Origin of the sequence: Tenacibaculum sp. IB213877, assembly GCF_034043975.1 — a bacterium.
In the GTDB taxonomy this organism is placed as follows: Bacteria; Bacteroidota; Bacteroidia; order Flavobacteriales; family Flavobacteriaceae; genus Polaribacter.
In genome coordinates, this window is the sequence record NZ_JAXCHH010000001.1 from 95,106 (window position 1) to 114,973 (window position 19,868).

22 protein-coding genes are annotated in these 19,868 nt (G+C 31.4%); 8 read left to right on the forward strand and 14 right to left on the reverse strand.

Going from position 1 to position 19,868, the window contains the following annotated elements; translation table 11 throughout:
• Positions 1-65 precede the first annotated feature (65 nt).
• Genes SLH33_RS00470 through SLH33_RS00485 form a run of 4 tightly spaced genes read right to left on the reverse strand, consistent with a single transcriptional unit; the run spans position 66 to position 2,924 of the window.
• A complete protein-coding gene (locus SLH33_RS00470) occupies positions 66-791 on the reverse strand; it encodes a sulfite exporter TauE/SafE family protein (RefSeq protein ID WP_320417089.1) in 726 nt (241 codons plus the stop codon).
• 53 nt (positions 792-844) lie between these two features.
• Positions 845-1,384, reverse strand: a complete 540-nt coding sequence (locus SLH33_RS00475; protein ID WP_320417090.1) for an RsmD family RNA methyltransferase — start codon at positions 1,382-1,384, stop codon at positions 845-847.
• Positions 1,385-2,206 (reverse strand): DUF3822 family protein, encoded by an 822-nt coding sequence (locus SLH33_RS00480; RefSeq protein ID WP_320417091.1) that lies wholly within the window; start codon positions 2,204-2,206, stop codon positions 1,385-1,387.
• Positions 2,190-2,924: a hypothetical protein gene (locus SLH33_RS00485; RefSeq protein ID WP_320417092.1), complete on the reverse strand. Its 735-nt coding sequence runs from the start codon at positions 2,922-2,924 to the stop codon at positions 2,190-2,192. The genes SLH33_RS00480 and SLH33_RS00485 overlap by 17 nt, the downstream gene beginning before the upstream one ends.
• Before the next feature lie 101 nt (positions 2,925-3,025).
• Here SLH33_RS00485 and SLH33_RS00490 point away from each other — a divergent pair, with 101 nt between their 5' ends.
• The 3 genes from SLH33_RS00490 (at position 3,026) to SLH33_RS00500 (ending at position 7,838) form a co-directional block, all read left to right on the forward strand.
• Positions 3,026-4,453, forward strand: a complete 1,428-nt coding sequence (locus SLH33_RS00490; RefSeq protein WP_320417093.1) for an ATP-dependent DNA helicase — start codon at positions 3,026-3,028, stop codon at positions 4,451-4,453.
• 77 nt (positions 4,454-4,530) lie between these two features.
• Positions 4,531-7,017: a PIG-L family deacetylase gene (locus tag SLH33_RS00495; RefSeq protein ID WP_320417094.1), complete on the forward strand. Its 2,487-nt coding sequence runs from the start codon at positions 4,531-4,533 to the stop codon at positions 7,015-7,017.
• A 14-nt stretch (positions 7,018-7,031) separates the two neighbouring features.
• Positions 7,032-7,838, forward strand: coding sequence for a hypothetical protein (locus SLH33_RS00500; protein ID WP_320417095.1), 807 nt, complete (start codon positions 7,032-7,034; stop codon positions 7,836-7,838).
• Positions 7,839-7,880: 42 nt separating this feature from the next.
• On the opposite strand, the gene SLH33_RS00505 is transcribed toward SLH33_RS00500, so the two are convergent.
• The 6 genes from SLH33_RS00505 to SLH33_RS00530 form a co-directional block, all read right to left on the reverse strand.
• On the reverse strand, positions 7,881-8,432 hold the full coding sequence (locus SLH33_RS00505; RefSeq protein WP_320417096.1) for an NUDIX hydrolase: 552 nt from the start codon (positions 8,430-8,432) through the stop codon (positions 7,881-7,883).
• Complete coding sequence (locus SLH33_RS00510) at positions 8,425-8,874, reverse strand: GNAT family N-acetyltransferase (protein WP_320417097.1); 450 nt, start codon at positions 8,872-8,874, stop codon at positions 8,425-8,427. The genes SLH33_RS00505 and SLH33_RS00510 overlap by 8 nt, the downstream gene beginning before the upstream one ends.
• A complete protein-coding gene (locus SLH33_RS00515; RefSeq protein WP_320417098.1) occupies positions 8,859-10,130 on the reverse strand; it encodes a phosphoribosylamine--glycine ligase in 1,272 nt (423 codons plus the stop codon). The genes SLH33_RS00510 and SLH33_RS00515 overlap by 16 nt, the downstream gene beginning before the upstream one ends.
• A gap of 179 nt (positions 10,131-10,309) precedes the next feature.
• Positions 10,310-11,401 carry a M42 family metallopeptidase gene (locus SLH33_RS00520; protein ID WP_320417099.1) on the reverse strand — a complete coding sequence of 364 codons (1,092 nt, stop codon included), beginning with the start codon at positions 11,399-11,401 and terminating at the stop codon, positions 10,310-10,312.
• A 6-nt stretch (positions 11,402-11,407) separates the two neighbouring features.
• A complete protein-coding gene (locus tag SLH33_RS00525; protein WP_320417100.1) occupies positions 11,408-12,244 on the reverse strand; it encodes a lysophospholipid acyltransferase family protein in 837 nt (278 codons plus the stop codon).
• A gap of 38 nt (positions 12,245-12,282) precedes the next feature.
• Positions 12,283-12,915 carry a CoA pyrophosphatase gene (locus SLH33_RS00530; RefSeq protein WP_320417101.1) on the reverse strand — a complete coding sequence of 211 codons (633 nt, stop codon included), beginning with the start codon at positions 12,913-12,915 and terminating at the stop codon, positions 12,283-12,285.
• A gap of 83 nt (positions 12,916-12,998) precedes the next feature.
• Between SLH33_RS00530 and SLH33_RS00535 the strand changes: the two genes are divergently transcribed.
• On the forward strand, positions 12,999-13,283 hold the full coding sequence (locus SLH33_RS00535; protein ID WP_320417102.1) for a hypothetical protein: 285 nt from the start codon (positions 12,999-13,001) through the stop codon (positions 13,281-13,283).
• A gap of 30 nt (positions 13,284-13,313) precedes the next feature.
• On the opposite strand, the gene SLH33_RS00540 is transcribed toward SLH33_RS00535, so the two are convergent.
• On the reverse strand, positions 13,314-13,637 hold the full coding sequence (locus tag SLH33_RS00540; protein ID WP_320417103.1) for a DUF6787 family protein: 324 nt from the start codon (positions 13,635-13,637) through the stop codon (positions 13,314-13,316).
• Between the two features lie 70 nt (positions 13,638-13,707).
• The gene (locus SLH33_RS00545; protein WP_320417104.1) at positions 13,708-14,346 is read right to left on the reverse strand and encodes a DUF937 domain-containing protein; all 639 of its coding nucleotides are present in this window, start codon (positions 14,344-14,346) and stop codon (positions 13,708-13,710) included.
• Between the two features lie 145 nt (positions 14,347-14,491).
• Between SLH33_RS00545 and SLH33_RS00550 the strand changes: the two genes are divergently transcribed.
• Both SLH33_RS00550 and SLH33_RS00555 read left to right on the forward strand, forming a co-directional pair.
• Complete coding sequence (locus SLH33_RS00550) at positions 14,492-15,820, forward strand: dicarboxylate/amino acid:cation symporter (RefSeq protein ID WP_320417105.1); 1,329 nt, start codon at positions 14,492-14,494, stop codon at positions 15,818-15,820.
• Between the two features lie 15 nt (positions 15,821-15,835).
• Positions 15,836-16,684, forward strand: coding sequence for a sulfurtransferase (locus SLH33_RS00555; protein WP_320417106.1), 849 nt, complete (start codon positions 15,836-15,838; stop codon positions 16,682-16,684).
• A 5-nt stretch (positions 16,685-16,689) separates the two neighbouring features.
• On the opposite strand, the gene SLH33_RS00560 is transcribed toward SLH33_RS00555, so the two are convergent.
• Positions 16,690-17,352, reverse strand: coding sequence for an HAD family phosphatase (locus SLH33_RS00560; protein WP_320417107.1), 663 nt, complete (start codon positions 17,350-17,352; stop codon positions 16,690-16,692).
• Positions 17,352-17,768: a thiol-disulfide oxidoreductase DCC family protein gene (locus tag SLH33_RS00565; RefSeq protein WP_320417108.1), complete on the reverse strand. Its 417-nt coding sequence runs from the start codon at positions 17,766-17,768 to the stop codon at positions 17,352-17,354. Before SLH33_RS00565 ends, SLH33_RS00560 begins: the two co-directional genes overlap by 1 nt.
• 158 nt (positions 17,769-17,926) lie before the next feature.
• Here SLH33_RS00565 and SLH33_RS00570 point away from each other — a divergent pair, with 158 nt between their 5' ends.
• Positions 17,927-18,646: an ABC transporter ATP-binding protein gene (locus SLH33_RS00570; protein WP_320417109.1), complete on the forward strand. Its 720-nt coding sequence runs from the start codon at positions 17,927-17,929 to the stop codon at positions 18,644-18,646.
• Positions 18,639-19,868, forward strand: a complete 1,230-nt coding sequence (locus tag SLH33_RS00575) for an ABC transporter permease (protein WP_320417110.1) — start codon at positions 18,639-18,641, stop codon at positions 19,866-19,868. The genes SLH33_RS00570 and SLH33_RS00575 overlap by 8 nt, the downstream gene beginning before the upstream one ends.

Here is a 19,868-nt window from a genome sequence, read left to right on the forward strand (position 1 = left end):
TTAATAATCAAAAAATATAGTGTGATTTTAGTTGAAAATAATATGATTCTTATGGTGAAATCTTATTATCTAAGTATATTTAAAACAGTAATTACCCCTATTAAAAGGATTAAAATAAGTGATATTTGTTTAAAATGTTCTTGCGGAATGTAATGAAGTATCTTTTTTCCTATATAAGTACCTATAATTCCAATAGCAATTAAAAATGGTAAGTAAATTAATACATTGGTTTTAATGTATCCGTTTTGGTAGTAAACAAAGGTTCTGGTAAAGTCAATTAAAAAATCTATAAATGCGGAGGTTGCTATAAATACACTTTTTTCTAAGTTGAAAGCAGCCATGGTTAAACCTCTAATGGCTCCTCCAGTTCCTAATAAACCTGCAGAAAAACCAGATAATACTCCACCTGAAACAGCATTTTTAGTATTGGGTTTTATAATTAGGTCTTTTTTTAATAGGAACAGCAAACTTAAAGTAATTAAAAAAATACCCAAGATAGTTTCAAGTAAATTAGATTTTATGATTTTAGATAAATAACCGCCAATAATAACAAATACAACAGAAGGAACTCCAATATATAGTAATAATTTTTTGTCCAGTCCTTTTTTAAATAATACTATTTTGCTAAGGTTACTAGATAGATGAAATACGGCAGTTAACCCTAAAACCGAATAAAAATCAAAATAAAAATTACCTATAGGTACAAAGAAAACAGATGACCCGAAACCACCTATGGTTCCTACAATTTCAGCTACTAAAGCTAATAGTATAAAAATGTAGTTTACTTTCAATTTTACCCACTATTTGTAATGCTAAAATAGGTAAAATAAACTTTTAGAAGATTTTAATGATATTCAAAAAAACTAAACACATTTCCGCCGTAACGTTTATCGTAACTATGTTTTGGGTGTTTTGTAAGATCAGTATGTTTTGAATGCTCAATGATTAAAACTCCGTCTTCATTCAATAAATCACGTTCAAAAACTGTATCTGCAATTTTTAAGAACTGATCTTCTTTAAAATCATATGGAGGGTCTGCAAAAATAATGTCGGCTTTTAAAGGCGTTTTCTCTAAAAACTTATAAACGTCACTTTTATAGGTGTTAATTTCAGTATTTAAATCTTTAGCAGTTTGGTTGATGAACTTTATACATCCATAATTAGCATCTACTGCATGAATATTTTCGGTCCCTCTAGAAGCAAATTCATAACTAATATTACCAGTTCCTGCAAACAGATCAATTACTGTTATACCTTCAAAATAAAAAAGGTTATTAAGTATGTTAAATAACGCTTCCTTTGCCATATCTGTAGTGGGACGTACAGGTAAGTTTTTAGGAGCGCTAATTCTTTTACTTTTGTATTTTCCTGATATAATTCTCATTTAAGAAATCAATATAAAGTTTGAATGGTGTGAAAACTGATTTGTATTTGCTAAAAAAACTGATTTAGGTTTGATAAAATCAATATTTCTAACATAGTTATAGGTGATGCTGTATAGTTCAGATTCTTTGTTAATAGTACCAATAAACACCAACTTAAAACTATTTGGGTCTAATTGTAATTGCTCCGCGACAAATAATATATAATAAATAAAGTCTTCTTTAGTGGTAAATGAAAACGAATTGTATAACAATAATTGTTCATTTTCTATAACAATGATGTCTAAGTTACTACCATAAACATTCACAAAGAACTGCTTTTGTGGATTGTTTTTGCTGTGGTTTAGAAGATTATCTATTAACAAAGTAGAATGATGTTTGTATTCAAACTCACCAAAGTTTTGAAATAAATAATTGTTAATATTTACAAATGGTATATATACGTTTTTAGCTGGTAAGTTTTGTAGATCATCAAATACAATATGGTCATTTGACAAAGTTTTGACGTTAAAATCTAAATACAACTTTAGCTTTGTTTTGTCAAAGAATTCATCAGGAACTAGAGTGGATAGGTTATTTTGATGAACTACGGTAATTTGAGAAAAATCTTGTTGTAGATCTTTGTCATCTGCAAAAATTTGCAAAACATTGTCATACAGTAACTCTGGTGTAGAGAGTGTCTTTTCAAAAGGATATTCAGTAAAAGTGATGATATCTTTTGAAGCTAGGTCTTCAATACAAAAAGAAAATCCATCCAAACTAAATTGGATGGATAACTTTTTATTATGTGATTCTACACTGCTATTTTTATTCTTTCTTTGCAATAGCGTCTGCTTTATCATAAAAAGGAGGCCAGTTACCACCAGTACTTACTTCTTCTAAAGATCCTACAGAAACATATGCACCTTTAATTTGATCTGTTTCTACAGCTTCTAATTCTTGCTTTACTAATTGTGGGTTCATTCCTTTTAAAATTGATTCTTTATCAACTTTAGCAATGAAAGCTGGCACTAATAACCCTGCAACTTTTTCTACCTGACCAGTTTCTAACGTAAATTCTTTATCAGTTCCTGGTACTTTAAACATGTTTTGATAATCTTTTCCTTCAAAATGAGAAATTACAGGCTCGTAACCAATAGTATCTACTTTTCTAACAGAAACTTTTTTAGTAATTCCACCACCAACATTAACTTCTTTTTCTATGTTAGAAGTTTGAGTAATAGCTAATTTACCTTTTTCAATAAAAGCAATTAAACTATCTTTATTACTTGCATAAGCACCATGAACCTCATTGTATTTTTCTTCGGCATCACGAATTAGCTTTAAGTTTTTAATAACTTTAGCATAGCGTACTTTTTTAGCTTTGTTAAAATTGATAGGCTCCATTATGCCGCCATAAATTAAATAAGCTAAATATCCTGCAGCAACTAATAATAGTATAGAAACTAACCATCTCAGTTTTAACGGAATAAACTTAACTATTACGTAAGCTAAAAGAACTGCAACAACTACTGCTGCTAAAATCATCAATAATAAATTCATTTTTTTAGTTTTTAATATATGATATTCGCAAATCTACAATTTTTTTTTATTCTTAAAACAAATATTTATAAATACATTTGTGTTCCATTTCCAATGAAAATATGCTTAAAAACACTGGTGATTTTTACAAAGAGCTTCTAAAAAAGTTTCCGTACGAACCTACTCAAAAACAAAACGAACTTTTAAATCAGCTGACTGAGTTTATTTTTGATAACAACAATCGTGCCTTGTTCTTGTTAAAAGGATATGCAGGTACCGGTAAAACTACGGTTATAAGTACTGTAGTAAATAATTTGTGGAGAGTAGGTAAAAAAGCAGTTTTATTAGCACCAACAGGTAGGGCCGCTAAGGTAATTTCAGGATATTCAAATCGACAAGCGTTTACTATCCATAAAAAAATATATTTCCCGAAAAAGCAAAGTAATGGAGGTGTTAGTTTTGTAATGCAACCTAATAAACATAACGATACCATTTTTATTGTAGATGAAGCATCTATGATTTCTGACCAATCACAGAGTGCAAAGTTGTTCGAAAACGGTTCGTTATTAGATGACCTGATCTCGTATGTGTATTCAGGAAAAAACTGCAAAATTGTTTTTATAGGTGATACGGCACAGTTGCCACCTGTAAAATTATCGGTAAGTCCAGCTTTGGATGCTGATACCGTTTCGTTTCAATATAACAAAGATGTTACCGAAATTGAATTAGATGAAGTGGTACGTCAAGAAGCAGATTCAGGCATTTTAGCCAATGCTACCGATTTACGATTGCTGATTCAAAATGACGGACAACAATTTAAGTTTGATGTGAATTATCCTGATATCATTCGACTGCAAGATGGGTACGATATTCAAGATGCAATAAATTCATCCTATGACGGTGAAATAGGAGTAGAGGATACTGCCATTATTGTACGTTCTAATAAAAGAGCTAACCAATACAATCAACAAATACGTACTAAAATTCGCGGACAAGAAAATGAGATTTCGACAGGAGATTATGTAATGATAGTTAAAAACAACTATTTCTGGTTAAAAGAATCTTCTTCTGCAGGTTTTATTGCCAATGGAGATATTTGTGAGGTTATGCGTATCAATGCCATTAAAGAGTTATACGGATTTAAGTTTGCAGAAGTTACTATTCGTATGATTGATTATCCGGATATGAAACCTTTTGAAACGGTTTTATTATTAGATACGTTAACAAGTGAGAGTCCTGCGTTGACTTATGAAGAAAGTAATAGATTGTACGAAGCCGTAAAAGAAGATTTTGCACATGAAAAATCGAAGTACAAGCAGTTTATGGGAGTTAAAAAGAACAAATATTTTAATGCACTTCAGGTAAAATTTTCTTATGCCATGACTTGTCATAAATCTCAAGGAGGTCAGTGGAAAACAGTATTTATTGAACAGCCGTATTTACCCGACGGACAAAGCGTTGAGTATTTACGCTGGTTATATACTGCTGTTACACGTGCCCAAGAAAAACTGTATTTAATAGGATTTAAAGACGATAGTTTTGTTGGCTAAAATGTTAGTATTTTGTTAATTTGATTTGTTCTTTTAACAAAAAAACTACATTTGTTTACCAATCAAACTATTAATTTATGAAAACAAAATCACTTGTTTTTCTTTCTTTATTGCTGATATGTTCATCAGTTGTTGCTCAAAAACCTCAAAAATTATCCTCAAATGCTATTTATGAAAAGATCCAAAAACTGAATTTTTTAGGATCAGCATTGTACATAGCAGCGCATCCAGATGATGAAAATACACGTCTAATAGCGTATTTGGCTAATAATATGCATGCACGAACCGGATATTTATCGCTTACTCGTGGTGATGGAGGTCAAAATTTAATTGGTCCAGAAATGCGTGAATTGTTAGGGGTAATTCGTACACAAGAATTATTAGCTGCAAGAAGAGTAGATGGAGGAGAACAATTATTTACACGTGCCAATGATTTTGGATATTCAAAACACCCCGATGAAACCTTAGAGATTTGGCAAAAAGACAAAGTATTAGCCGATGTAGTTTGGGCTATCAGAACGTTTAAACCTGATGTGATCATCAACCGATTTGATCATAGAACTCCTGGTAGAACGCACGGACATCACACTTCTTCAGCTATGTTGAGTATGGAAGCTTTTGATTTGGTGAACGATAAATCTAAATATTCAAGTCAGTTAAAATATACAGATGTGTGGCAACCCAAAAGATTGTTTTTTAATACATCTTGGTGGTTTTATGGTAGCGAAGAAGCATTTGAAAAAGCCGATAAAAGCAAGATGTTGAGTGTAGATGTTGGCGTGTATTATCCGTTAAAAGGATTGTCGAACAATGAATTAGCGTCTATAGCTAGTAGTCAGCATTTATGTCAAGGGTTTGGTAGATTAAGTGCTCGAGGAAGTCAACCAGAATATGTTGAGTTTTTAAAAGGTGATTTTCCGAAAGACAAAAAAGATATTTTTTCAGGCATTAATACTACGTGGAATAGAGTAGAAGGCGGAGGAGAAATTGGTGATATTTTATACGAAGTTGAAGATAATTTCGATTTTGTAAATCCATCTAAACACTTACCAAAGTTATTAAAAGCTTATAGTTTGATTGAAGATTTGCAAGATGAGCACTGGAAAAAGATCAAGCTAAAAGAAATTACTCAAATTATTGAAGCATGTTCAGGTTTGTATATAGAGGCAACTGCTAATGCATCTTCAGTAACTCCAAATTCAACCGTTGAAATTACGGTCGAGGCTTTAAACAGAAGTTCTGCTTCTATTGAGCTAAATACTATTGATTTTTTAAACCATAAAGTAGTAGAAAAGAATTTAGATTTAGCACCTAATAAAAAAGAAAATTTTACAGAATCATTTCCTATTACCACTACTACTTATTCCGCACCATATTGGTTAAAACAACCTTGGGATTTAGGTATGTATAAGGTAAATGACCAAAAACTGATTGGTAATCCTGAAAGTAACAGACCGTTGCAAATTCAGTTTGATATGATTATTGAAGATCAATCTGTAAGTATTTTTAAAGATGTGGTGTATCGATATGCCAAAGGAGATAAGGGAGAAATTTATGAACCGTTTGAAGTGTTACCAAAAGTGACTACACAACTTAAAAATAAGGTTGTTATTTTTTCTGATGACAAACCACAAACTGTTTTGGTAGATGTTCGCTCAGGAGCAGGAAATGTAAGTGGTGAAGTAGCATTGCAAGTACCTAACGGATGGAAAGTAACTCCTGAAAAAGCTCCGTTTACAATCAGTCAAAAAGGAGATAAACGTACTGTTAGTTTTTCGGTAACGCCACCTAAAAATCAGTCGGAAGGAAGTATAAAAGCTGTGGCAACTTCCGAAGGAAAAACATTTGATAAAGAATTGATTGAAATTGATTACAACCATATTCCAAAGCAATCGGTGTTATTACCTTCAGAAGCCAAAGTGGTTAGATTAGATATTAAAAAGAATGGAAGTTCTATTGGTTATATTCAGGGTTCGGGAGATGCTATTCCAGAAAGTTTACGACAAATTGGGTATAGTGTTACTGAAATTCTTCCGCAGGATATTAACACTCAAAGCTTAGCAAAATTTGATGCAGTGGTATTAGGAATTAGAGCCTATAACACGCAACCAGAATTACAGTTCAAGCAAAAATATTTGTTAGACTACGTAAAAAATGGCGGAAATTTAGTGGTGCAATATAATACCAGCAGAAGGGTAGATGTTAAAGCCCCGTTTGAATTACACTTGTCTCGCGACAGAGTAACCGATGAAAATGCTAAAGTAACCTTGTTAGCCAAAGAACATTCTGTTTTAAATTATCCAAATACAATTACCGAAGCCGATTTTAACGGTTGGGTACAAGAACGCGGGCTCTATTTTCCTGATAAATGGGGACAAGAATTTACGCCAATTTTATCCATGAATGATAAAGACGAAACACCAAAACAAGGAAGTTTGTTAGTCGCTAAATACGGAAAAGGAAACTATGTGTATACCGGTTTAAGCTTTTTTAGAGAGTTACCCGCAGGTGTACCCGGAGCGTATAAGCTATTTGCTAATTTATTGTCAGTAAAGAGAGAGTAATAAAACAATAATGTATGAGATTTATCTTATCTATTCTTATCTGTATAATATTTTCATCTTGTGAACATCAACTTCCTGCCTATAATTTTTCTAATTTTAAAAATTCGGAGATATATGAATTAGCACAAGCTGTAAAGAATAATGATTTAAAAGGTATAAGAAAAGAAGTTTTAGAAAAAAAAGCTAAAATTAATTTGACTGATGATAAATATGATAAGACATTATTGACTCTTGCAATAGCAAATGATAAAAAAGAAGCATTTAAAGAGTTATTAAAATTGGGTGCTAATCCTAATTATTACAGTGTTGACAATTGCTTTAGTCCAATAATAACAGCTATTAGACTTAATAAAAATTGCGATTTGTTTTTTATAGAAGAGTTATTGAAGTATGATGTAAACTTAAACCCTGGCTTTTTTAGGATTTGTAATTCAGGTCATTATGACCCATTATTTGAGACTATCATGTTTTTCAATGATTATGATACAGAACAATGTTGTATTGATATACTTAGATTGCTGACAACTAAGCTTGAAAAAATAGATTTAAACGAAAATAATGATGAAGAAAATTACATGCAAAATATTGTTTATTTCTGTTTGTCTACAAGAAATTTAAATGCATTACATTATTTTATTGTTGATTTAAAATGTAAGGTTCCAGATAAAATATTTATAAATGGTACGGTTCTTTCTGGTTATCGAGGTGTTGGGGAATTTTCATTAGAGGATATATTAAATAGTAAATATTTTACCTTGAATGAAGATTTAAAATATTTAGAAAAGCAGAAAAATAAAATATTAAGTTATCTCAATAAATAATGAACTCTCGCTAGCGCAAGTATCTTACTCATGATTAAAACTCTACTTCAATAACGTTATTTTGCTTACAATCTCATCATACACAAAACAATAATAATCATGAAATCTCGGGAGTAGTATATTATCGAGATTTTTTGTGTTTAAAAGTGTATCTAAATCAAATAATTGTAGCGCAGCAACCTCTTCTTCTTGTATGATAAGTTTATTAATGGGTGTGGTTAATTCAGCAACAAAAACATGATGGAATTCATTGTCAATAATTCCGTTTGGGTGGTTAACCATGTGCTTGCGTGTACCAATTTTAATCAACTCATTGGTCGAAATTTGAAAGCCTATTTCTTCCTCTACTTCTCTAACCGCAGAAACTACAACATCCTCCCCAGCAGCTACATGACCTGCAGCCGAAATATCCCACATACCTGGAAATACTTTTTTAGTCAAGGCACGTTTTTGCAACAGAATTTTCTCATCCATGGTATACAACCAAATATGAACGGTGGGATGAAAATATCCGTATTTATGAGCAACCGATTTTAAACAGGTTTTACCTGTGTACTTACCAAATTCATCAACAATGTCTATTAATTCATCCATTATACGTTAAGATCCATTCTTTTGGGTATTCGTTTTCGCTTTCTGCATACATTGTAAAACCATTTTGCTCATAAAAATAGCGTAAGTTTTCTTCTTCAATAGTTAGCCAATATTTTTGAGAAGGATTTTCTTTTTTTAATAAAGTTAAAAATTTACTTGCGTATCCTTTATTTCTATGATTTTCACTTATCCAAACATACCCTAAATATACATAACCCTTTTTAAATAAGTTTTCATTTTCTAATTCGAAGGATGTAGCATAAGGCGGCATTTTGTAAAATAAAATACCGCCACCTATAAGCTGATCGTTTAAAAACAAACCGTATATGTTTGAAGACGAAGCATGGAGTTGCCAAACAGGAGTTATTAACTCTTTCCATTCATCAGAAAGTATTGAAAAAAGCTCGGTTTGGTTAGAAATAGGTTTTATAAAAGTCCCCATGCCCATAGCTTGTCAGAATCTTCTAACCATCTGTCTCCAATATCTGTTCGGTAATAACTGTTGTTAATAATGATGTTGTTTATTCTGTTTTGCATCATTTTTTGAGCGTCTTTCATCGTAACACCAACACCTGTAACCAAAAGAGCAATACCATCATTACCGGTTATTAACCATTCAGAATTTACCTGTTTTATATGAATAGGGTGTACACCTTCTTTCATTTCTTTTTTAAAGAGAATAACCGAGTCTTTTGAAAATAACTCAAAGCTTTTTTTGTCTTTAAAAGGGAAAGGAGGTACAACCATATAGGCACCTACCTGAAAACCCTTTTTAGTATTGATTGTAAAACTTTTTCCTGAGGCAATTTTGTAAAACATATAGCCTAAAGGTTCGTTAATTCCATCACTTTGAATGTATACTTGCGGATATCCAAAACGAGAAGTGAACTCTAACGGATAAATTCCGTTACCATTTACAATACAGTTAATGTCTATATGACCTACAAATCCTTTTTTAGATAAGGTGGATTCAAATTTTTTTAATGTAAGATCGAAAATAGGAGAGTCTTTCGACCAAAACATACTAGTTCCCATTTCTCCTGTAGAAACACCTAATTCTTTTGGGAAGAATTTTTTGTGCTCAAAAGTAATATTGTAAGGTTTTATAAAGTTTTTTCCATTAAAAAAAGCCGAAACAGCAATTTCAACTCCTTTAACTTTTCGTTGTAATTGAAAGTTGCCAAAGCTATCTCCCCATGATTTTTCATAGGCTTTTAGCATTCGAATTACGTCTAAACCTTTATCATCATTTCCTACAAACAGTAATTGCTTTAAATCTTGTGTTTCTCCACAAGGTTTTACCACATAGGCATCTGGATTTTTTTGAACATAATTAATAGCATCTTGAAAATTGAAAAACTCTTTTGATGGGAGAATTTTAATTTTATGTTTTTTAAGTTCCTCCTGCCCAAAATGTCTATCTAATTCAAGTAAATCGGTGTATTCAGAGCCTCCAAAAACTAATTTTCCTAAGCTTCTTAATTCATCACAAATTTTGCCATAACCTGTATAGTCAAAAATGATAATAGTAGCCCAATCAATGTGTTTTTTCCAGTCGTTTACTTTTGGTACAAAGCCGTAGCCAATTTCTCTAGAAGACTTATCTTCAATGAACATTTTTACAAGATGTCCTTCTTGTTTAATCTTGTAGGTAATATCTAGCGATTCTCCCCACTTAGAAACAACTAAAAAATTCATTTTTTTAGTTGTTTTTAGGTCTGTTTTGTTTGTTTTTGAAGACGCCATAGACCTAGCAAAAAAGTGTAACCATATAGTTTTTTAGTGACTTAAAATCTATATCAAAATTACTAAATTATTTAATATGAAAATATGGTATAAAAAGAAAAATCCTGTTCTTAAAACAGGATTTTTTTATGTTATTTAAAATATGAAAATGTTTCTCCGTCTTTTATTTTTAATAATGTTTCGTAAATCATTTTAATTACATTTTCAACATCTTCGCGATGTACCATTTCAACCGTGGTGTGCATATAACGTAAAGGTAAAGATATTAATGCAGAGGCAACTCCACCATTACTATAAGCAAAAGCATCGGTATCGGTTCCTGTGGCTCTTGATAAGGCTGAACGCTGGAAAGGTATTTTTTTAGCTTCTGCGGTTTCAGTAATTAAATCGCGTAACTTTTGTTGTACTGCTGGTGCGTAGGCAACAACTGGACCTTTTCCTAACTCTAAATGACCTTCTTTTTTCTTATCGATCATTGGCGTAGTAGTATCATGTGTTACATCTGTAACTATAGCAACATTTGGTTTTATAGTTTGTGTAATCATTTCTGCACCACGTAACCCAATTTCTTCTTGTACAGAATTAGTAATATATAACCCAAAAGGTAATTTTTTCTTGTTCTCATGTAATAAACGAGCAACTTCAGCAATCATAAAACCACCCATTCGGTTGTCTAAAGCACGACAAACAAATTTGTTTTTGTTTAATACATGAAACTCATCTGGGTAGGTAATTACACAACCCACATGTACTCCTAATTCTTCTACTTCTTCTTTGGTTTCACAACCCACATCAATAAAAATATTATCTGGCTTAGGTGCTTCTTCTTTAGCTTTATTACGGGTATGTATAGCTGGCCAACCGAAAACGCCTTTAACAATACCATTTTTAGTGTGAATATTTACCACTTTACTTGGAGCTATTTGATGATCACTTCCACCATTTCTAATCACGTAAATTAATCCGTTTTCAGAAATGTAATTTACGTACCAAGAAATTTCATCGGCATGCCCTTCAATAACTACTTTGTATTTAGCTTTTGGATTGATTATTCCAACAGCAGACCCGTAAGTATCTGTAATAAATTCATCTACATACGGCTTTAAATAATCCATCCATATTTTTTGACCTTCCCATTCATAACCAGTAGGAGCTGCATTATTTAAGTATTTTTCTAAGAAATCTAACGACTTTTTATTTAATATTGATTTTTGTGTAGCCATAATTTATTATGCTTTCTTTGTTTCTTTTTTTTTGTTATCACTTCCCCAAAAGCTTCTACTTTCTATAAATTCTTCTTGTTCTCGTAATTGTTCTGGAGTTAGTACTTTTAAAAAAGAAGGATGTTGCTCAATAGCAAATTCTATCTTTTCAATAATACTATCAATATTTTCGTTTTCATAATCAATTTCTAATGGCTCTTTAATAACCATAGATTGTAAAACGTTACGTTTTTTTATCATCAGTCCCTTTTTATCAAAAGAACGTCTAAAACCGTCAATAACAATAGGAACAACTTTGGGTTTGTAAGTTTTTATAATATGAGCTGTACCTCGTCTAATAGGTTTAAATGGCGTTGTGGTGCCTTGAGGAAACGTAATTACCCAACCATCATCTAAAGCTTTACCTATATTTGAAATGTCTGACATTTTAACTTGTCTATTAATATCTTGTCCTGCATTTCTCCATGTTCTTTCTACAGATACAGATCCTGCATAGGCAAATATTTTAGGAAGTAAACCAGAACGCATAGTTTCACCGGCAGCTATGTAATATAAATTTAATTTAGGTTTCCATAAATACCCTACATTTTTTATATTATCATCTCTTCCCTTTAACGCTGCATTGAATACATGAAACATGGCAGCAACATCTGCAAAATAGGTTTGATGATTAGATATAAATAGTACATTTCTATCGGGTAATTGACGTATAATTTCTGAACCTTCTATTTGTAAGTTGTTAAACTTACGATATCTGCTATGGGAAATTACTCCCATAACTTGAATAATAATTCTTTTTAAAAATAAAATATGTCCAAAAGGATTCCTTTTAAATAAAGGCATATATATTAGGTTTAAGATTAACAAAAATACAAAAGTTTTTATTGTACTTCTTTAAGCAGGTCTTTAATTTCTGACAGTATCATAGCTGTAGCCCCCCAAACCACATGTGAGTTTAAGGTAAAGCACGGAACCTCAATGTTTTTCATGTATGAAGTCTGCATTTCTACAGATGATATGTTTACATCATCAATTAAATCGGTAGCTAGAACTTCAATGATTTTTGATACTTCATGATTGGGTGTAAAAATAGGTTTTGTATTTGTAAAACCAATATAAGGTGTTACCAAAAAATTGCTGGGAGGGATATAAGTTTCTGATAATTTTCTAATAATTTTTATATGAGTGTTTTGCACACCTACTTCTTCTTCTGTTTCTCGTAATGCTGTTTGTTGTAGGGTTTCATTAGGTTCTGATTTACCTCCCGGAAAACTTATTTGTGCAGAATGTGTTCCGTTGTAACTGGCTCTTTGTGTTAATAAAAAACGGGTTTGCTGATATTCATCTGGATAAAAAAGAGCTAAAACAGAGGCTTGCCTTGGGTTACTATTTTTTATTTTTTCTTCTGAAAATTTTATGCGAATTTGAGGCACTAATTTAAATTGAGAGGTTTGTCCTCCTAACTCAATTGATTCTAATAATGATATGTTATTAATAAAATTCGTAAATTTCATTCAAAAAGCATTTGTCACAAACATATTAATTAATTTTTTGTTTTTGGCTTGAATTTTGATTTGAAAGTAGTGTAACTTAAATTATGAAAATGAATATAGAAGATAAATACAAAAAACTAGCTTTAAGTTTAATTTTTGATGCCATTGGTTTCATTCCGTTTTTAGATATAGTATGGGCACCTACATCTGCCTATTTAATGGCTAAAATGTATAAAGGAAAAGAAGGTAAGGTTGCAGCAGTTTTTTCTTTTATTGAAGAGGCTTTGCCATTTTTAGATGTAATACCTACTTTTACTATTATGTGGGTGTATACTTATGTTTTTAAAGGGGCAACTGCAGAGAAAATTAAAAAAACTATTGAGGTTTAAAATACTGTTTATTTATAAAATTAAAACACGTTATGAACGTGTTTTTTTTTGGTTTTTAAATAAAAAACCCAGCCCTAATAAAGACAAAAACTTCTTTTCAAATTCCCAAAAAAAGTCAAATTTACCAAATAACCAGCCCACTATGGGTAAGGTAGTTTGATAAATAGGAAATATTAATAAAAATCTAATAGGATAGTAAATCCAAGGATTTAGAGTTTCTGATGACAGTCCAATAAATTCTGTTACAGGTTTGGCAACCCAAGCAGAAAAAGAACCATTAATAGCAAAAACTAATAATACTGCTGTAATATCCCAATTGGTTTTTAACCCCCATTTTTGTTTTAATTTTTCCATACAACAAAAATATCGAAAAGAAAAAGGGCAAACAAAAGTTTGCCCTTATAATATATTGTTAATTAGAAAATTATTTTCTTCCGAAGATTCCGCCTAATAACCCGCCTAATAACCCGCCTTTTTTAGAACCGCTATTTAAAACCATTCCAGCAACATCATCAATAACACTTCCATCTCCATCAGCGTCTAATATTTTTTCTAAAAAGCTTTGATCTTGTTGTGCGCTATTACCGCCTAATAAACCTCCTAACAAACCACCTAAATCACCAGCACTACTCACTCCGCTTTGACGAGATTGTTTACCTAAAACTCCCATTAAAATTGGTGCAGCAACTTTTAAAATATCACCTACAGCACTAGCATCCATACCGGCTTTTTGGCCAATTACTTGTTGTACCCCTTGTTGCTTACCACCTAATACATGACCCAAAATTTTTCCTCCATCAGTAAGAACATCAGAATTTACACCACCTCCAAATAAATCACCAAGGTTGTCTAAAATACCACCATCATGTTTATTTAAAGCACCCATTAAACCTTCTGCACCTTGTGGGGTAGCAGCGTTACGTTGCATAGCTTTCATTAAAACAGGCAAAGCCATGGTTAAAACACTACTGGTTTTGTTGCTGTCGTTTCCAGTAGAACCCGCAACACCATTAATAATAGTTTTACCCATAGGGCTGTTTAATAAGTCTAAAATTCCTTCCATTTTCTGATTTTTTATAGATTAATTAATGTGTTTTTAATAGTGAGACCCAATATACGAAAATAAAGTCACACAAAAGTTTTAATTTTTATCAATTGATATTGATTTTCTATCTTTACCGTCCTACACAAAACAAACAATTATTAGAATGAAGAAATTAGCACTGCACTGGCAAATTTTAATAGGAATGCTTGCCGGATTACTTTTTGGTTTTATCGCTTTACAATTTGGATGGGCGGAATTTGTTGGAAACTGGATAAAACCTTTAGGAACCATTTTTGTTAAACTTTTAAAATTAATTGCGGTTCCGCTTATTGTTGCTTCGCTAATTAAAGGAATTTCTGATCTAAAAGATATTTCTAAGTTTAAAAATATAGGAGTTAGAACTATTTTAATTTATATAGGAACTACAGTTATTGCTATTACTTTAGGATTGTTGTTGGTAAATGTTTTACAACCTGGAGAGGGTATTTCTGAAGCTACAGTTGATAAGTTAACAAATACGTACGCATCAAGTTCGGGAGTAACATCTAAAGTAGCTGAAGCTGCCAAACAGAAAAGTAGTGGCCCATTACAGTTTTTGGTAGATATGGTGCCAGATAACGCTATGAATGCTATGAGCAACAACAAAGCTATGCTTCAAGTAATCTTTTTTACCATTTTCTTTGGAATTTCAATGTTATTAATTGGAGAAAAGAATGCAAAACCACTTAAAAAGTTTTTTGATAGTTTGAATGACGTGGTTTTAAAAATGGTAGATTTAATTATGTTAATATCACCTTATGCAGTTTTTGCTTTATTAGCAAATGTAGTGGTAACATCTGGTGATCCTGAAATTTTAGTAGCACTATTAAAATATGTTGGAACTGTGGTAACTGGTTTGTTATTAATGATTGGTTTTTACTGTGTTTTAGTAAGTGTTTTTACCAAAAAAAATCCGCTTTGGTTTTTAAAAGAGTTAAGCCCTGCACAGTTATTAGCTTTCTCAACCAGTTCAAGTGCAGCAACATTACCAGTTACTATGGAAAGAGTAGAAGAACATATTGGAGTTGATAAAGAAGTATCGAGTTTTGTGTTACCTGTAGGTGCAACTATTAATATGGACGGAACCAGTTTATATCAGGCAGTTGCGGCCGTATTTGCTATGCAAGTATTATGGCCTGAAGGATTGAGTTTTGCAAATCAAATATCAATTGTATTAACAGCTTTATTGGCATCCATTGGTAGTGCAGCTGTACCTGGAGCAGGTATGGTAATGTTGGTAATTGTATTAGAATCTGTAGGGTTTCCAAAAGAATTATATCCGGTAGCTTTGGCATTGATTTTTGCGGTAGACAGACCTTTAGATATGTTGCGTACCACTATTAACGTTACTGGAGATGCTACGGTATCTATGATTGTAGCTAAATCAGTAGGTAAATTACATGATCATCCTAAAGCTAAAGATTGGGACGATCATTATGATGAGGTAAAATAAAAAGATAAAAATGTAATGACACCCATAAAAAACATATCAAATCCATTAGTTTCTGTAAATTGGTTGCAAAAGGAGTTGAACAATGAAAATTTAATTATCCTAGATGCTACAATACCTAAGGTGTCAGGAAATGAAGAGTTAAAAAAAGAGCAGTTACCAAATGCTCTTTTTTTTGATATAAAAAACGTGTTTTCAAATACATTATCAGAATTTCCGAATACAATATTATCTCCTGAAGAATTCGAATTAAAGGCTCAAAAATTAGGAGTTAATACTGATAGTCTTATTGTGGTTTATGATAATTGGGGTATATATTCATCTGCTAGAGTTTGGTGGTTATTTAAAACTTTCGGATTTAATAATATTGCTGTTTTAGATGGAGGTTTACCTAAATGGAAAGAATTAGGTTTTTCTACTGTTAAACCTTCAAAAAAAGAAATTAAGAAAGGAAATTTTAAGGTTAGTTTTAAATCTGATTTGTTAGTTAATACTCAAGAGGTTTTAACTGCCATTAAAAATGATTTTTGTATTGTTGATGCACGTTCTGAAGATCGTTTTTCGGGTATAGTTCCAGAGCCTAGAAAAGGGCTGAGAAGTGGACATATACCTAATTCGGTAAATTTACCTTATACTTCTTTGTTCAATCATGATGGTACTTTTTTATCAAAAGAAAAACTACAAACTATCTTTTTAAATATTAACAAAAATAATTATCCATATTTTTTTACTTGTGGTTCTGGCGTAACAGCTTGTATTTTAGCATTGGCTTCTGAGCTTATTGATTCTGAAGTACAATATTCTATATACGACGGATCATGGACAGAGTGGGGTAGCAACCCAAATTTGCCTATTATAACAAGTTGATTTTGCTAAGAAATCATTTGAAAAAGATGCTTTAATTCATCAAATTTTTCAATAACAGCATTAGCATTTTGCAAGGTTTGATTATGAACCTCCGGATTTTTATAGCCAAAAACAAAAATACCTGCATCATTTGCAGCTTTAATTCCGTTGTCAGAATCTTCAATTACAATGCAATTTTCTTTTGGAAAACCACCTAAAATAGCTGCTTTTTCAAAAATTTCAGGATGAGGTTTTGATTCTTTTAAATCGGCACCACTAATTTTTGCTTTAAAATATTGATGAAGATCAAATCTGTCAAAAACACGGTTGATGTTTACCATTGCAGATGAGGAAGCCAACACTAGCGTAATTCCTTTTTGATAAAAATATTTGATAATGTCTTCAACGCCTTCTACCAAATGTAAATTCGGATCATTTTCAAAAAAATCAACATATCTTTTTCGTTTTTGAAGTACCAAATCTTCAGGGTTTTCAGTTAGGTTAAAAATACGAACTAATTTTTGGAAAGCATTGATGGTGGAAGATCCGGTAATAGTGTCATAAATTTCTTGAGAAACCGTAATTCCTAACGATTCAAAAGTACCATAATATGCTTTTTTGTGTATCAATTCTGAATCGATAATAACACCATCCATATCAAAAATTACACATTGTAAATTTTTTATCATTAATCTAAAAACTTTGCGGTTAGTTCTGGTGTTGGTATCATGCATTGCTTTTTTTTACCAAACCATTTATATCTATTTTTTGCAATATAGTCATAAATAATATCACGGAGAAGAGCAGGAAATACCCAAAAGACTTGAGTTAATTTCCAAATAAAGCCCAATTCATTCATTATTTTCAATGCTGCGGAAGATTTAGTGTAATAAGCTTGATTAGGAACATAAAGTACAATAGAATCAGTTTTGATTGTGTCTATACCCAAATAATCGGTAATTTTTTTTCCTGTTTCAGATTGAAGAGCTGCAAATACAAACTCATTTTTTTTATCAAACTGAATCACTTTTTGAACTGCATGATTGCATAAGTTACATACACCATCGAATAAAATTATTTTTTTATTGGTAGGAAAATCAGTCATTAATACACTATTCAAAATAATTTAGTCAAAATTACAACAAGTTTTTGTAACATAATTCACAATAAAGCGTCTTGTGTGTGTAAGTAAATTGGATTTAACATCAATTTTGGAAAAATTAACAAATCTATATTTACTTTAGTATAAAATTAACTAACGAAATGATTCGAATAGAAAACTTACACAAGTCTTATCCAATAGGAAAGGATTCTCTTCACGTATTAAAAGGACTTGATCTACATATAAAGGAAGGTGAGTTTGTGTCAATTATGGGATCTTCGGGTTCTGGAAAATCAACTTTATTAAATATTGTTGGTTTGTTAGATACACACGATGAAGGAAACTATTTTTTAAATGGACAACTCATTAAAAATTTAAATGAAAAGAAAGCTGCAATTTTACGTAATAAATTCCTCGGGTTTGTTTTTCAATCATTTAATTTAATTTCTTACAAAACAGCTTTAGAAAACGTTGCTTTACCTTTGTATTATAAAGGAATGGGAAGAAAAGAACGTTTAAAAATAGCTATGGAGTATTTAGAAAAAGTAGGATTAAAAGAATGGGCAAATCACTTACCTAACGAGCTTTCAGGAGGACAAAAACAACGTGTGGCTATTGCCCGAGCATTGGTTGCTAAACCCAAAGTTATTCTTGCAGATGAACCTACAGGAGCGTTAGATTCAACCACAACCGATTCGGTAATGGATTTGTTAAAAGAAATTAACGATGAAGGAATGACGGTTTTTGTAATTACACACGAAGAAGATGTTGCTGAACAAACCGATAGAGTTGTAAGATTGAAAGATGGGGTTATAATTAGTGATGAATTAACAGAAACAGGAAAAAAGAAAGCTAAAATAAAAGATGTAAATCATGTTTGATGTAGACTCTTGGAGAGAAATATTTCAAAGTATTAATAAAAATAAACTACGTTCTGTTTTATCAGGATTTACAGTAGCATTTGCTATTCTATTGTTTACACTTTTATTCGGTATTGTTAGCGGACTTAAAAATACATTTGCAGAAGCCTTTGTAGATGATGCTGCTAATGCTATGTTTGTTCGTGTGTGGAAAACTTCAAAACCATACAAAGGCTTACAAACAGGTAGAGAAATTCAATTGAAAAATAAAGATTACAATTATGTAGCTGATAAATATGCTGATAAAATTCAATATCAAACTGCTCGTATTTATAAAAATGTAAATATAGCTTATAAAAATAATCAAGATAATTACAGTTTAAGAGCGGTACATCCAGATCATCAGTTTTTAGAAAAAACAATGATGGATGAAGGAAGATATATTAATCAGTTTGATTTAGATCAAGCAGCAAAAGTAATTGTAATTGGTAGACTGGTAAAACAAGATTTATTTGGTGAAAGGCCAGCTCTTGGTAAGCAGGTAAATGTAAACGGAATATCATATAAAATAATAGGTGTTTTTTCTGATGATGGAGGTGATAATGAAGAAAGATTAACTTATATGCCCGTAACCACAGCACAAAAATTATATGGAAATAATGACTATATAAGTCAGATTAATATTGGTTACGATCCAAAATTAAGTTTAGACCAAGCTATTACGTTTGGAAATCGTTTAGAAAGAGACTTACGTCAACAATTAGAGATTCATCCAGATGACCAAAGTGCACTTTCTGTGCAAAATATGGCAGAAGCAAATAAAGGTGTTGGTCAATTTATGTTAGCCCTTTATTTTATTGTAATTTTTGTAGGTTCTGGAACTTTAATAGCAGGAATTATTGGTATTAGTAATATTATGATATTCTCAATTAAAGAACGTACTAAAGAATTTGGTATTAGAAAAGCATTGGGTGCAAAACCATCTTCAATTATATCTATGGTAGTTAAAGAATCTTTGCTAATAACAGCTATTGCAGGGTATTTAGGGCTTTTATTAGGAACATATATTCTTAACCAAATAGGAGATGGTTTAGAAAAGTACTTTATAAAAGATCCGGGAGTAGATACAGGAATTGTAATGGGAGCTACCATTATATTAGTTGTAGCAGGTTTGATAGCAGGATATTTACCCGCTAAGAAAGCCGCAGAAATAAAACCAATTGTAGCTTTAAGAGCCGATTAA